This is a genomic window from Arthrobacter sp. 001422645, assembly GCF_059816125.1.
In genome coordinates, this window is record NZ_JCBANT010000018.1 from 67,400 (window position 1) to 79,235 (window position 11,836).

General features: G+C 68.2%; 12 protein-coding genes and 1 pseudogene. 5 read left to right on the forward strand and 8 right to left on the reverse strand.

Annotated elements, in window-relative coordinates; translation table 11 throughout:
• Positions 1 to 61: 61 nt before the first annotated feature.
• On the forward strand, positions 62 to 565 hold the full coding sequence (locus AC6EUH_RS16350) for a GNAT family N-acetyltransferase (protein ID WP_056429003.1): 504 nt from the start codon (positions 62 to 64) through the stop codon (positions 563 to 565).
• A gap of 32 nt (positions 566 to 597) precedes the next feature.
• On the opposite strand, the gene AC6EUH_RS16355 is transcribed toward AC6EUH_RS16350, so the two are convergent.
• Positions 598 to 1,644: an FAD-dependent monooxygenase gene (locus AC6EUH_RS16355; protein ID WP_200913014.1), complete on the reverse strand. Its 1,047-nt coding sequence runs from the start codon at positions 1,642 to 1,644 to the stop codon at positions 598 to 600.
• Positions 1,645 to 1,727: 83 nt separating this feature from the next.
• On the opposite strand from AC6EUH_RS16355, the gene AC6EUH_RS16360 reads away from it, so the two are divergent.
• The gene (locus AC6EUH_RS16360; protein ID WP_082492650.1) at positions 1,728 to 2,162 is read left to right on the forward strand and encodes an acyl-CoA thioesterase; all 435 of its coding nucleotides are present in this window, start codon (positions 1,728 to 1,730) and stop codon (positions 2,160 to 2,162) included.
• A gap of 16 nt (positions 2,163 to 2,178) precedes the next feature.
• Here AC6EUH_RS16360 and AC6EUH_RS16365 read toward each other — a convergent pair whose 3' ends face one another.
• The 3 genes from AC6EUH_RS16365 to AC6EUH_RS16375 all read right to left on the reverse strand — a co-directional run bounded on the left by AC6EUH_RS16365 (position 2,179) and on the right by AC6EUH_RS16375 (position 4,749).
• Entirely contained in the window at positions 2,179 to 2,571 is a 393-nt protein-coding gene (locus AC6EUH_RS16365) for a nuclear transport factor 2 family protein (protein ID WP_056428997.1), read from the reverse strand.
• 116 nt (positions 2,572 to 2,687) lie between these two features.
• Positions 2,688 to 3,878, reverse strand: a complete 1,191-nt coding sequence (locus AC6EUH_RS16370; protein ID WP_499739304.1) for a 4-hydroxybenzoate 3-monooxygenase — start codon at positions 3,876 to 3,878, stop codon at positions 2,688 to 2,690.
• A 91-nt stretch (positions 3,879 to 3,969) separates the two neighbouring features.
• Positions 3,970 to 4,749, reverse strand: coding sequence for an IclR family transcriptional regulator (locus AC6EUH_RS16375; protein ID WP_499739305.1), 780 nt, complete (start codon positions 4,747 to 4,749; stop codon positions 3,970 to 3,972).
• Positions 4,750 to 4,940: 191 nt separating this feature from the next.
• Here AC6EUH_RS16375 and AC6EUH_RS16380 point away from each other — a divergent pair, with 191 nt between their 5' ends.
• Positions 4,941 to 6,185: an MFS transporter gene (locus AC6EUH_RS16380; RefSeq protein WP_156367530.1), complete on the forward strand. Its 1,245-nt coding sequence runs from the start codon at positions 4,941 to 4,943 to the stop codon at positions 6,183 to 6,185.
• A gap of 26 nt (positions 6,186 to 6,211) precedes the next feature.
• On the opposite strand, the gene AC6EUH_RS16385 is transcribed toward AC6EUH_RS16380, so the two are convergent.
• The 4 genes from AC6EUH_RS16385 to AC6EUH_RS16400 all read right to left on the reverse strand — a co-directional run bounded on the left by AC6EUH_RS16385 (position 6,212) and on the right by AC6EUH_RS16400 (position 10,665).
• Positions 6,212 to 7,375 carry an ABC transporter permease gene (locus tag AC6EUH_RS16385; RefSeq protein WP_499739306.1) on the reverse strand — a complete coding sequence of 388 codons (1,164 nt, stop codon included), beginning with the start codon at positions 7,373 to 7,375 and terminating at the stop codon, positions 6,212 to 6,214.
• The gene (locus tag AC6EUH_RS16390; protein ID WP_499739307.1) at positions 7,372 to 8,526 is read right to left on the reverse strand and encodes an ABC transporter permease; all 1,155 of its coding nucleotides are present in this window, start codon (positions 8,524 to 8,526) and stop codon (positions 7,372 to 7,374) included. The genes AC6EUH_RS16385 and AC6EUH_RS16390 overlap by 4 nt, the downstream gene beginning before the upstream one ends.
• A gap of 19 nt (positions 8,527 to 8,545) precedes the next feature.
• The gene (locus tag AC6EUH_RS16395) at positions 8,546 to 9,505 is read right to left on the reverse strand and encodes an ABC transporter ATP-binding protein (protein WP_056428986.1); all 960 of its coding nucleotides are present in this window, start codon (positions 9,503 to 9,505) and stop codon (positions 8,546 to 8,548) included.
• Positions 9,506 to 9,609: 104 nt separating this feature from the next.
• On the reverse strand, positions 9,610 to 10,665 hold the full coding sequence (locus tag AC6EUH_RS16400; RefSeq protein WP_499739308.1) for an FUSC family protein: 1,056 nt from the start codon (positions 10,663 to 10,665) through the stop codon (positions 9,610 to 9,612).
• 255 nt (positions 10,666 to 10,920) lie between these two features.
• On the opposite strand from AC6EUH_RS16400, the gene mscL reads away from it, so the two are divergent.
• Positions 10,921 to 11,409 (forward strand): large conductance mechanosensitive channel protein MscL, encoded by a 489-nt coding sequence (gene mscL, locus AC6EUH_RS16405; RefSeq protein ID WP_499739309.1) that lies wholly within the window; start codon positions 10,921 to 10,923, stop codon positions 11,407 to 11,409.
• A 63-nt stretch (positions 11,410 to 11,472) separates the two neighbouring features.
• Positions 11,473 to 11,760 (forward strand): annotated as a pseudogene (locus AC6EUH_RS16410) (amino acid-binding protein); the annotation flags it as partial.
• Positions 11,761 to 11,836 lie beyond the last annotated feature (76 nt).

Sequence of the window (11,836 nt, forward strand, 5' to 3'; positions counted from 1 at the left end):
CGGCCGTAACCGGCGCTTCCTAGCCTTAGTCTGCATAACCCTTAGGCGAAGCGAGGCAGCCATGCAGACCAACCCGCGGCTCAACATCCGGCAGGTCACCTGGGCCAACCCGGTGGGGGCGGACCTCCGGGCGGCCCAGCAGGCCGAACTCGATGCCCGCTTCGGCACCAGCGACCACGAACCCGGCCCGCCGCCGTCGGAGGCTGACACGGCAGTGTTCCTCGTCGCCCACGACAAGGCATCCGGGCAGCCCGTGGGCTGCGGCGGCCTGCGTATCCTGGACCAGCACACGGCCGAGATCAAGAGACTCTATGTACTGCCGTACACCCGCGGCTCGGGGGTGGCCAGCTCCATCCTCGCGGCCCTGGAGGCGCATGCCCACTCCCTGGGCATCACCTCCATCAGGGCGGAGGCGGGCTCGGTGCAGGCCGACGGCCGGCAGTTTTACCAGAACTCCGGCTTCACCCCGGTGCCGAATTTCGGGCCGTACATCGGGGTGGAACATTCCTATTGCTACGCGAAGGCCATCGACTCGCACAGCGCAGCGCACACCGCCATGGCCTGAGCGGCAACACGGTTCAGCGTCACTGGTCAGCGTCAGCGCCCGACGGCGGCAGCGCCGCCCCGCCTCCTGCCGGCGAGCCGCAGCATCCCGTCGCGCAGGGGCTGGGCACTTTCGGCGAGTGCCAGCCGGGCCATGGCGGTCGACGCCACGCGCAATGCCTGGCTGCGCAGCAGTCTCCGCCGGTTGTACGCCTGCAGGGCCTCCGGGAGCGGGCGGGTGTTGAGCAGCTCCGCGAGGGTGACAGCATCGATCAGCGCCTCGCAGGCGCCGCGCCCCAGGTTCGGCATCATGCCGTGTGCCGCGTCCCCCACCAGCACCGCGTTTCCCCGCCGGTAGCTGCCCGGATAGGGCACCGTCCAGACCCGTTGCGCCAGCGTCTCCCCCGGCGTCGCAGCCGCCAGAACCCGGTCTATGCCGTCAGCGCGGCCGGCGAAGCGCGCTCGGGTCAGGGCCAGAGCCTCGCCGACGTCGATCCCTCCGGGGCCCAGCCCCGAGCGGTATGAGGCGTACCAGTAGGTCCGGCCGCGGGATGCGGGTGTGACGCCAAACAACTGCCCGCGGCCCCAGTACTCACCGCCGCCGCCCGGCGGAACCGGCCCATCGATGATGCCGCGCAGCGCCAAATAGGGGCTGAGCCTGGCCTTGGCCCGTTCACCCCAGACACTCCGGCGGACGATGCTGTGCACGCCGTCGGCGCCGACGACGGGGCCCGGACCCGGCAGTGACGTCACCGGCCCGTAGGCCCTGAGCACCGAGGCGGGCACCGCAGCATCCAGCAGCCGGAGCAGGTCCGCCCGCGACACCCCGATAACGTCCGGCGCACCGGCCCGGAGCAGGACGTTCCCGGAACCGTCCCGGAGAGCCATGCCGCCAAAATCCGAGGCGGCCGCACGGATCGCCGGGAGAACACCCACCTTCTGCAGTGCCCCCTGGGCTTCCGGCCACATGGCCAGGGACGTCTCCACCGACGGCGGCTCCTCCCGCCGCTCGTGGACCGTCACCTGAAAGCGGCGGGGGTCCAGGTGTGCGGCCAGCGCCAGCCCCGCGATGCCGCCGCCCACCACCGAAAGAGCGTCCATGCCCAGAGTCTACGGCCGACCCCGGTGCCCGGGGGATCCCGTCACACAGCACCCGGCGCGCACGTGTCGGCTAATCTCGCACTATGGAACCGGCCGACATCACCTTCCGCACCCGCAAGTGGGTGCGGCCAGAAGACCTCAACGCGAACGGCACACTGTTCGGCGGAAGCCTGCTGAAGTGGATCGACGAGGAAGCGGCGATCTACGCGATCCTGCAACTCGGCAATGGCCGGGCCGTCACCAAGTACATTTCCGAGATCAACTTCGTCAGCTCGGCCGTCCAGGGCGACCTGATCGAGATGGGGCTGACGGCCACCCGCTTCGGCCGGACGTCACTGACCATGCGCGCCGAGGTCCGGAACATGATCACCCGGCAAAGCATCCTCACCATCGAAGAGATTGTTTTTGTGAACCTCGATCCGCACGGCAAGCCCGCCCCCCACGGGTACACCGAGATCACCTATGACCGGGACCGGATCCCGACCCATCACCTGACCGAGACACTCGAAGAGGACTAGGCGGCCGTCGGGGCCGTTACGCCCAGAAGTCGTCCCACTTGGCGGTGTCTTCGGAGTACTCGCGGCCCTCGGCAATCTTTCCGTCGCGGACCACAAACGCAATGACGGTGCCCGTGTCGAGTGTCTTGCCGTTGCTCTCGCTGTGGGTCTGCTGGATCGCGACCGTGTGTTTGTCCCCGCCGACAATGTCCTGGACGTCGGCTTGGAAGGAACCCTGGCTGCGCGCTCCCAATTCGCCGAAATACGCCAGGACAGCGTCTCGGCCCTGTTTAGTTCCCGACAGCACGCCGCCTCCGGCTGCGTGCCAGACTGCGTCCTCCGCGAACACCTCGCTGAGGGTCGCCATATCCCCGGCGTTGAAGGCTTCGTACCCCCGCCGAACCAGTTCAACATTCTCTGCGGTTCCCATGATTGGACACCTCTCCGTCGTCCTTGTCGGGTTGTGCTGGGACGGTTCAAGGCTAGTCCTGGCCACGGAGCGTGTCGATGGAAATATGAACTCCTTCAGGAGTTTCGGCAGACGTCCTAACGCGAGCCCGGCCAGCCCGTGTACGCCTCGGCGAGGTAGGCCCGGCCGTGGCGGGATGACACCACCGAGTTGAGCTCGCCGAGCTGGCGGGCGCGGGCGAAGTCGTCCGCGCCGGCCGGGGTGTGCAGCATGGACGTCATCCAGTACGAGAACTGTTGCGCCTTCCAGACCCTGTCCAGGGCACGGTCGCTGTATCCATCCAGCAGCCCGGTGTGTCCCGTTTGGTAAAAACTGTCGAGGCCTTCAAAAAGGACCTTGACGTCGTTCAGCGCAAGGTTCAGGCCCTTGGCCCCCGTCGGCGGGACGGTGTGCGCTGCGTCGCCGGCGAGGAAGAGCTTGCCGTGCCGCATCGGGGCGAGGACCGAACTGCGGAACTTCAGGACCGTCTTGTCGATGACGGGCCCTTCCTTGAGTTCGAAGCCGTTGCCGTTGACGCGGCCGCGGAACGTTTCCCAGATCCGGTCATCGCTCCAGTTGTTGACGTCCTCGTTCGGGTCGCACTGGAAGTACATCCGCTGGACGGTCTCGGTCCGCTGGCTGATCAGGGCGAAGCCGTTCGCGGAATTGGCGTAGATCAGTTCATCGGAGCTGCGCGGCGCCTCGGCGAGGATGCCGAACCAGGCGAACGGGTACTCGTGGACAAACCTTTGACGCCGGTTTTCGGGGATCGCGGAACGGGCCTGGCTGCGGGAACCGTCGGCTCCGGCGACGAAGTCCGCCTGGAGTTCGTACTCCACGCCTTCCGCGTCGGTGAACCAGACCTTCGGCGTGCCCTCGAGGTCATGGAGGGAGGTGTCCGTGACGCCGTACCGGACGTCGCCGCCGTCGGCCTCGCGTCGTGCGGCGAGATCAATGAAGACGTCGGTCTGCGGGTACAGCCAGACCGACTCCCCCACGAGCTCCTTGAAGTCGATTCGGTGGCTTTCACCGTCAAAGCGCAGTTCGATCCCGTCGTGCCGGTCGCCGTCACGCAGCACCCGGTCCGAGACTCCGCTGTCCACCAGCAGGTTCACCGAGCCGTGTTCCAGGATGCCGGCACGGACGGTTTCCGAGATTTCCTGACGGCTGCGGAGCTCGATCACCGTGGATTCGATCCCCGCCTTGGCCAGCAGGTGGGACAGCATGAGCCCTGCCGGGCCGGCCCCCATGATCGCGACCTGGGTGGTGATGACGTTGCGGTTCGCCATGGTGTCCTCGCTCCGTTGCGGGGCCGCGAATCAGTGTCCGGGCCGGATGGATCTTCTCGCTAACAGTGTGGGGCCGGGGCGAGGACTCGCGTTACGGCACTTCCGTTGAACGGAATTCGGTGACGCTTTGGGATTCACCCAGCCGGCGTCCGATGCCCCGGGCAGCGGTCTGCAGGGCGGGCACCAGCGCCTGCAGGCGCGTCTCATGCAGGGGGACCACGACGCCGATAGCGGCCACCGTGGGCTTCTTCCGGTCCCGCACCGGAACGGCGACGCCCCGGGTGTCCGGGTCCACCACGCCGGCCAGCTGGGCATAGCCCTGTTGGGCCGCTTCGCTCAGCAGGCGGCGCAGCTCGTCCACCGCCAGCCTTCCGGTGGGATCCGCGAAGCCTCCGACATACTCGGCTTGCACGTGCCTGGGCTGGTTGGCCATCAGCACCAGCCCGGCGGAGGACACGTGCACCGGCATGCGTCCGGCCACCTGCGCCCGGTTGGCCACCGAACCCCGCCGGGACAGCCGCTCCACAAAGAGCACCTCGCTGCCGTCCAGCACGGCCAGGTTCACATTCTGGTTGAGCACCTGCTGGATATCCTCCATAAACGGCAGGGCCGCCTGCCGGAGTTCCAAGGTGGGTGAATTCCGGTTCACAAGCTCCCACAGGCGCAGCCCCAGCCGCACGGAACCGCCGGCTCCCAGCTCCAGCAGACCATGCCCGGCAAGCTGCCGGACCAACCGGTGCGCCGTGGTCAGGGGCAGCCCGGCCCGGGTGGCCAGCTCCGTCAGCTGCAGGACATTGGAGCCTTCCGGAAAAGCTGCAATGACCCGCACCACGCGGTCCACCACGGAATCTCCAGAGCCCGAGTTGGCCATGCGTCCTCCTTACCGGGCGGAGCCCATCATTCCATTGAATGGTTTTAGGTGTCCCACGTTACACCCGCCGGTGATACAACTCTCAGGTCGGATGCTGCCCGAATGCCCGTTGCCGCGCACCGGAAGCCCGCTCATTCCTTCGCCTTCGTGCCCGCTCGACGCCGAGCCCTATCTTCGAGGTTGCCATGCCAATGACGTCCGCTGACCGCACTTCCCGCTGGCCTGTCTGGCTCTGCTGGCTGGCCATGGTGCTGGACGGTTTCGACCTGGTGGTGCTGGGCACCGTCATTCCGACACTGATCAAAACCCAGGAACTCGGGTTCGACGCCGTCGGAGCCACGTTGGCCGCCACGATTTCCCTGGTGGGCGTGGGCCTGGGCGCGCTCTTCATCGCCCCACTCTCGGACCGGTTCGGCCGCCGCCGGCTGCTGATCGCCTGCGTTGCCTGGTTCTCCCTCTTCACGCTCGCCATCGTGATCGCCCCCAACGTCCTGGTGTTCAGCATCTTCCGGCTCCTGGCCGGCGTGGGCCTCGGCGCTTGCCTGCCCGCGGCGCTGGCCTACATGAACGACTACGCCACCAAGGAGGGGTCGGCCGGCCGGTCCACCACCAGGACCATGACCGGTTACCACGTCGGCGCTGTCCTCACGGCCCTCCTGGCCCTCGCGCTGATCCCGAACTGGCGGATGATGTTCATCATCGGTGGCGCTGCCGGGCTGGCCTTGCTGCCGTTCCTGTGGTTCAAGCTGCCCGAGTCCCTGCCGCCGGTCCGCCAGGCCGCTGAACCGGCGCAGGCGGCCAGCTTCCGCGACCTCGCCAAGAAGCCCTACCCTGTGGTCGCAGTCGGAATCGGGATCGCGTCCTTCATGGGGCTGCTGCTCGTCTACGGCCTGAACACGTGGCTTCCGCAGCTGATGGCCTCCGCCGGCTACTCCATCGCTGCCGGCATCGGGCAGCTGCTTGTCCTCAACGTGGGCGCTGTCGTCGGGCTCTTCGTCGCCGGTGTCCTCGCGGACAGGCACGGTGCCAAAAAGGTGGTCCTGCTGTGGTTCGGCCTGTCGGCCGTTCTCCTTGCCGTGCTGAGTATCAAGCTGCAGAATGAACTGCTCCTCAACGCGGCTGTGTTCGTCACCGGCGTCTTCGTCTTCAGCTCACAGGTCCTGGTCTACGCCTGGGTGAGCCAGCTCTTCCCCAGCCGGCTGCGGGCCACCGCCCTGGGCTACTCCGCGGGCGTCGGCCGCCTGGGCGCCATCCTGGGCCCAGCCGTCACCGGCACCCTGGTGGCCGCCGGCATCGCCTACCCTTGGGGTTTCTACGTCTTCGCCGCAGCGGCCCTGATTGCCGTGGCCGCACTGGCCATCGTGCCGCAGCGGGTCCCGCACAGCGAGCCTGCAGCTGCTGAGGTCGCGGGGGAGTCGGCGCCCGCGGAAATCTAGCCCGTCAGGCTGCGGCGCTCCGGCGGTCAGAGGGCCCGGTTGAGGCTTCGCCGCAGGAGCCAGGCGCCCAGCACGAGAAGCGCCGCAGCCATGCCCGCCAGGACTCCTAACTGGGGCAGGATATCCGCAAGGGTGCCCTCGTGCCGCTGGATGTCGGCAAGCGCATCGTAAGCCCAGCGGTGCGGAGTGGCGAGGGAGATCGCGGCGAGGGTTTCCGGGAAGAACTCAGGCGGCACCATGCAGCCGCCCAGGCCGGCCAGCACGAGTCCGGCGCCCACGCCAACCCCCGCTGCGGCGGTGTCGTTGTCCATCACCGATCCGATCATCATCGCGGCGGCTGCCGAGACCGCGCAGAAGAGCACCAGGACCAGGCCGGACAGCCACAGATTGCCCCAGTCCACGCCGAACAGCAGCGCGGTGCCCACCATGATGAAGCCGCCCTGGACGAAGGCAATGGCGAACCGTCCCATCGCCTGCCCGGCGACGACCTGGCCGCTGGAGACCGGGGCCGACATGACCCGGCCCACCACACCATAGCGCCGGGCCTGGATCAGCGTCGCCGCGCCGGTGAGCGAGCTGAGGAACACAAAGAGCAGCAGTTGCTGCGAGGCACCGAGGTCGAACCGGCCCAGCCCCCGGAATTCCTGCTCCACATCGTTCGCGTCCACGATCTCCACGGTCGGCACCGCCACCTGCTCGGCGGCCTGGTCCAGGGCCGTGCCGGCGTGCTCTTGGGGAACGCCGGCGCCGCTCAGGGCGGCGAGCTGGCCCCGCTCCAGGCCCACCGCCTGCACGGCGCTGCGGACCTGCTGCAGCACGGCCTGCGCCGCGGATTCAGGCGCCACCACGACGTCGAGCTCCGCCGGCCGCCCGGCGTCGAAAGCCTCCGCATCGGCGTCGTCGAGGAACAGCCCGACGTCGGCGCGTCCGCGGCTGAGGTCCGTCCTCGCCGCGTCCGCGCCGGTCGCCGTGACGTCGGCTCCGGACGCCTCAAGCTCCGCGGTCAGGGCCTGGGACAGTGCCGAGCCGGGTCCGGAGATGGCCACCCTGGCCTGGCCGCTGCCGGCACCGAACTGCGAACCGAGCAACAGGATCAGCATGAGGGGGAAAACAAAGACGAAGAAGATGTTCGACTTGTCCCGCAGGAAGCGCCGCAGTTCCACCGCAGCGATCGCGGCCATGGTCTTCATGCCTGCGCCCCCCGGTCCGGCAGGAAGCGCGAAAGGACGAGCCCGGCCGCGGCGAAAGCCAGCATCACCGCGACCGGCCCCGTCACGTCGCCGAGTGTCCCCCCACCGGCTGAGATCCCCAAACCCCGGATAAACGCGCCGATCGGATTGAGGTCCAGCAGCGTTGCGGCGAAGCCGGTGCCCTCGACCGGGAAGAAGGCGCCGCCGGCGATCCCCAGCACCATCGCCAGGATGGCCTGTGCCACGTTCGCCTGCTCAGCCGTCCGGACCAGCCGGGCGACCACGAACGTGAGGCTGGTCGCGGCGGTCGCGACGCAGAGGATCAGGGCTGCCACCACCAGCGGAGATCCGAAGGAAACGTCGAACAGCCGGGAGCCGGCCGTCAGCAGGACGGTGGTGGCAACAACGCCCAAAATAAAGCCGGTGCAGGCCTTGGCCGTAATCACCGTGACGGCGGTGACCGGCATCGACCGCAACCGGGCCAGCGTGCCCTGTTCCCGCTCGGCGAGCAGGCCCAACACGCCGAATCCGACGGTGAACATCAGGAACAGCCCGGCCTGGCCCGCGACAAGCGTGCCGCGGAGGGAGAGTTGTTCGGCGGCTGCCTGTCCTTCGGCCAGGGTCAGCAGGGCCGGCCCGGCCGCGGCCTGCTCGGCCAGCGCCGCGAGATCCTGGTGCGGCAGCCCGGCAATGCCGCCGGCTGCGGCGGTCACCGTTCCGGCGGCTATCTGGTCCACGACCCCTTGGACCACGGAGATCAGCACTCCGGATTCGAGCGTGGCGTCGCTGCCCTCGAGCAGTTGCACCGACGCGGCCTGCCCGGACAGCGCGGCGTCGCTAAACCCTTCGGGAACAATGATGCCGAGCTCGGCGCCGCTGGCCTGCATCTCGCCGCGGACATCCGGGGCCGGGACCCGCTTGATGGTCACGTCCATGATTTCGAGGGATTCGACGGCGCCCAGCAGTGCGGCACCCAGCTGGTCGGCGTCGTCCGCGCTGGCGACGACGGTGACCGGCTGCAAGTCAACGGTGTCGTCGCCGAGGCCGCCGAACACGAGGCTCAGCACTCCCATGAGTGCGAGCGGGACAATGAGGGAGAAAATAAAGACGGACTTGTCGCGGATGCGCTGCCGCAGGTCATTCGCGACCATGGTCCACAGCCCACGCATCTCAGTCCCTCAGCGCTTTGCCGGTGAGGTGCAGGAAGACGGACTCAAGGTCGGGCCGGACGATCTCCACGGACGTGACGGACATCCCGGCGTCGCCGGCGCCGGTCACGATCCCCGCGAGTGCCGTGGGTCCGTCGCTGACCGTGAGCATGAGTCCGGACCCGTCGCTGTCAACGTGCTGCACGGCCGGCAGCGCACGCAGGGCCTCCGCGGCCAGGGCCGTGCTGCCGCCGCCGCGGAGGTTGATCCGGTCCACCCCGCCGGTCAGGGTGATTAGCTGGTCCCGGGTGCCCTCGGCCTGGAAGCGGCCCTCGTCGATGATCGCAATCCGGTCGCAGAGCCGCTCGGCTTCCTCCATGTAGTGGGTGGTGTAGAGGACTGCCATGCCTTCGACGGAAAGCCGTTCCACGGACTCGAGGATGGAGTTGCGGGACTGCGGATCCACTCCGACGGTGGGTTCGTCCAGGATCAGCAGCGCGGGCCGGTGGAGCAGCCCGATGCCAATGTTCAGCCGGCGCTTCATGCCCCCGGAGTACTTTTTGGTCAGGTCGCCCGCACGGTCGCTCAGCCCGATCAGTTCCAGCACCTCGTTGGTGCGCCGCGTGAGGTCCTTGCCCGTGAGTCCCTGCAGCCGGCCGAAGAACTTCAGGTTCTCCCGGGCTGTCAGGTCCGGGTAGATGGCCAGCTCCTGCGGGACCAGGCCGATGACCCGCTTGGCCTCCGTCTCGGACGGCGTCATGTCACGGCCCGCCACCCGGACAGAGCCCTCGTTGGCCGGGATCAGGCCGGCGACCATGGAGATGATGGTGGTCTTTCCCGCGCCGTTGGGCCCCAGCAGCCCATAGGTTTCCCCGGCACGGATGTGGAAGGAAACACCGTCGACGGCGGTCAGGTCCCCGTAGCGCCTGACGAGCCCCCGGACGTCCAGCACGTCCTTGGCTGTTACCTCAGCAACGTCCACAGCACCCCCAGTCGGCTTGCACAGTCGCCCTGCGCAGTCGTGTCCAGACTAGCCTTCCGTGCGGGGTACCGCCGGGACAGGGCACTTGGACCCCGTGTCGCCCGTCAGTAGGATGTGCGGAGTCGCCGCCACACCGTTGGGGCCAGCACCACGGCGATGCCGACGGCGGCGCCGATGACAGTGTCGAAGATCCGGTCCCGCAGCAGGATGCCCGGCGGCACGGGCGCGACGAGCAGCGTCGAGATCAGGGCCAACGGCGTCACGAAGATCTGCGCCAGGACATACTGGCGGGCGATGAACATCTCCGCGCCGAACTGGCAGGCGGCGATCACCAGGACTGTCTGCCAAGGGACGGGCTGGAGGAGCAGGATCGCCGCGAGCAGCACCAGCCCGAGAGCGGTGCCCACGATTCTCTGCAGACCGCGGCTGACGCGGTGACGGGTGGTGTGGCCCACCAGCGGCACTACGGCGGCCACCATCGCCCAGTAGTTGTGGCCGAAGCCCAGCCGTTCCCCCAGCAGCGTTGCCAGGGTGCCGGCCAGGCCCGCCGCCACGAGGTAGCCGATGCTTTCGAGCAGGGCCGTCCGCTTTTCTGCCGGTGTCAGGGCTGCCGCGGCGGCCGGCACCCACGGCGTCCGGCGGCTCGGGACCACACGGGAGGAGATCCCGAGCAGCAGGGCGAAGGCAACGGTCAACGCGCCCACGAGCATGCCTTGCCAGAGCGGCGGCTGGTTGGGGATGGACGCGATCGCGGCGAAGGCAAAGATGTGGAACAACGAGCCGGCAGGGCGGAGCCGCCACGAGGCGACGATCAGCGAGCAGCTTCCGGCCACCAGGGTGGTCGCAACGACCTGGAGCCAAATGGTCTCCGCCGCTGTGAGCCCAAGGGCCACCGCCGCGCGGGCGGTCAAGGCGGCGAGCAGCATTACCACCAGCATCAGCGCCCCGGCACGGAACTGAAGGCGGGAGCGCCTGGCGTGCGGCTCGTTGCGGCCGTAGATTCCGGCGAAGGCTCCGAAGGAGGCGAAAATCGCCAGGTCCAGGCGGTCCAGCAACACCAGGGTGATCAGCGGGATAAAGACTCCGATGGCGCAACGAATGGCCACTTGGTGGTCCTTGTTGCCGGGAGCCATGGTGAACATCTCCGCAAGCATCTTCACGGGTGGCGGCGCCTTTCTCACGGTCGGATTATTACGACGGCGGCGCTGGCATCCTCGCCCGATTTTACGCCCGGACGGCCGCGGACCCGGCATTCCCATCCATTCAGTGGAGCCGGCACACATTGAGAGACAAGTCGGCGGACAAGACAGGAGACACCTCGGCGGACGGGGCCGCGGAAGTGATAGCGTCTAGCGGTTGATCCCCCGCGCCGGGGTCACGGCACACCGAGTTACATCAAGGCACACGGAGGACCCATGCTCAAAGGATTCAAGGACTTCATCCTGCGCGGCAACGTGATCGAACTGTCCATCGCCGTGGTGGTCGGCACCGCATTCACAGCCCTGGTCAGCGCGTTTACGGCGAACATCGTGAACCCCATCATTGCGGTGGCCGGCGGGGTCAACACCCGCGGGCTGGGCTTTCCAATCCTGCCGGGGAACGATAAGACCTTCCTCGACTTCGGCGCTGTCATCACGGCGTTCGTCACGTTCATGATCACGGCCGCCGTCGTTTACTTCATCTTCGTGGCGCCAATGAACCGGATCAACCATATGGTCAAGAAGCGCCTCGCCACTGCGGAGCCGGAGGAGGAACCGGTCCCGGCGGACACGGCCCTGCTGGCCGAAATTCGTGACCTGCTGGCCCGGATCGCCGGCGCGGAGCACGAACGGACGGCCGATCACGCCGCCGAGGAACGGGCCGGGGAACGCGCCGTCGAGGCCGTCGGCGAACACAGCCGTTAGGCAGAACAGAATCGTCACCGGCCGGCAATAGCCCCGTAACAGCGCGCGGACATCATGGGACCCATGAAGCCCCCAGCCCGCAGCACAAATCACGGCAGAACACCGGCCTCCGAGCTGAGCTGCGAAGTTTGCGGCCAGATGCCCGAACCCACCAAAACCAGGCTGACCTTGGCCAACATCGCCGTGATGCTGCCCATCGAGCTGCTGGTCCATGCGGCCGTGGTGGGAACGCACCTGCCCTATGCAGCCAAGGTCCTCGTCCTCACGCTGACCGCCACCATTCTGGTTATCTGGGTGGCGGAACCCTCCGCGACGCGGATGCTCCGGACCTGGCTGCATGCCCCCGCGTTGGGGGGGGGGGGGGGGGGGGGGGGGGGGGGGGGGGGGGGGGGGGGGGGGCGGGGGGGGGGGGGGGGGGGGGGGGGGG

Bases quoted from the DNA above. Each gene is read 5' to 3' on its own strand.
- mscL (WP_499739309.1), top strand. From the start codon at position 10,921: ATGCTCAAAGGATTCAAGGACTTCATCCTGCGCGGCAACGTGATCGAA.
- AC6EUH_RS16360 (WP_082492650.1), top strand. From the start codon at position 1,728: ATGGAACCGGCCGACATCACCTTCCGCACCCGCAAGTGGGTGCGGCCA.
- AC6EUH_RS16380 (WP_156367530.1), top strand. From the start codon at position 4,941: ATGACGTCCGCTGACCGCACTTCCCGCTGGCCTGTCTGGCTCTGCTGG.
- AC6EUH_RS16365 (WP_056428997.1), bottom strand. From the start codon at position 2,571: ATGGGAACCGCAGAGAATGTTGAACTGGTTCGGCGGGGGTACGAAGCC.
- AC6EUH_RS16375 (WP_499739305.1), bottom strand. From the start codon at position 4,749: ATGGCCAACTCGGGCTCTGGAGATTCCGTGGTGGACCGCGTGGTGCGG.
- AC6EUH_RS16385 (WP_499739306.1), bottom strand. From the start codon at position 7,375: ATGAAGACCATGGCCGCGATCGCTGCGGTGGAACTGCGGCGCTTCCTG.
- AC6EUH_RS16355 (WP_200913014.1), bottom strand. From the start codon at position 1,644: ATGGACGCTCTTTCGGTGGTGGGCGGCGGCATCGCGGGGCTGGCGCTG.
- AC6EUH_RS16370 (WP_499739304.1), bottom strand. From the start codon at position 3,878: ATGGCGAACCGCAACGTCATCACCACCCAGGTCGCGATCATGGGGGCC.
- AC6EUH_RS16350 (WP_056429003.1), top strand. From the start codon at position 62: ATGCAGACCAACCCGCGGCTCAACATCCGGCAGGTCACCTGGGCCAAC.
- AC6EUH_RS16390 (WP_499739307.1), bottom strand. From the start codon at position 8,526: ATGGTCGCGAATGACCTGCGGCAGCGCATCCGCGACAAGTCCGTCTTT.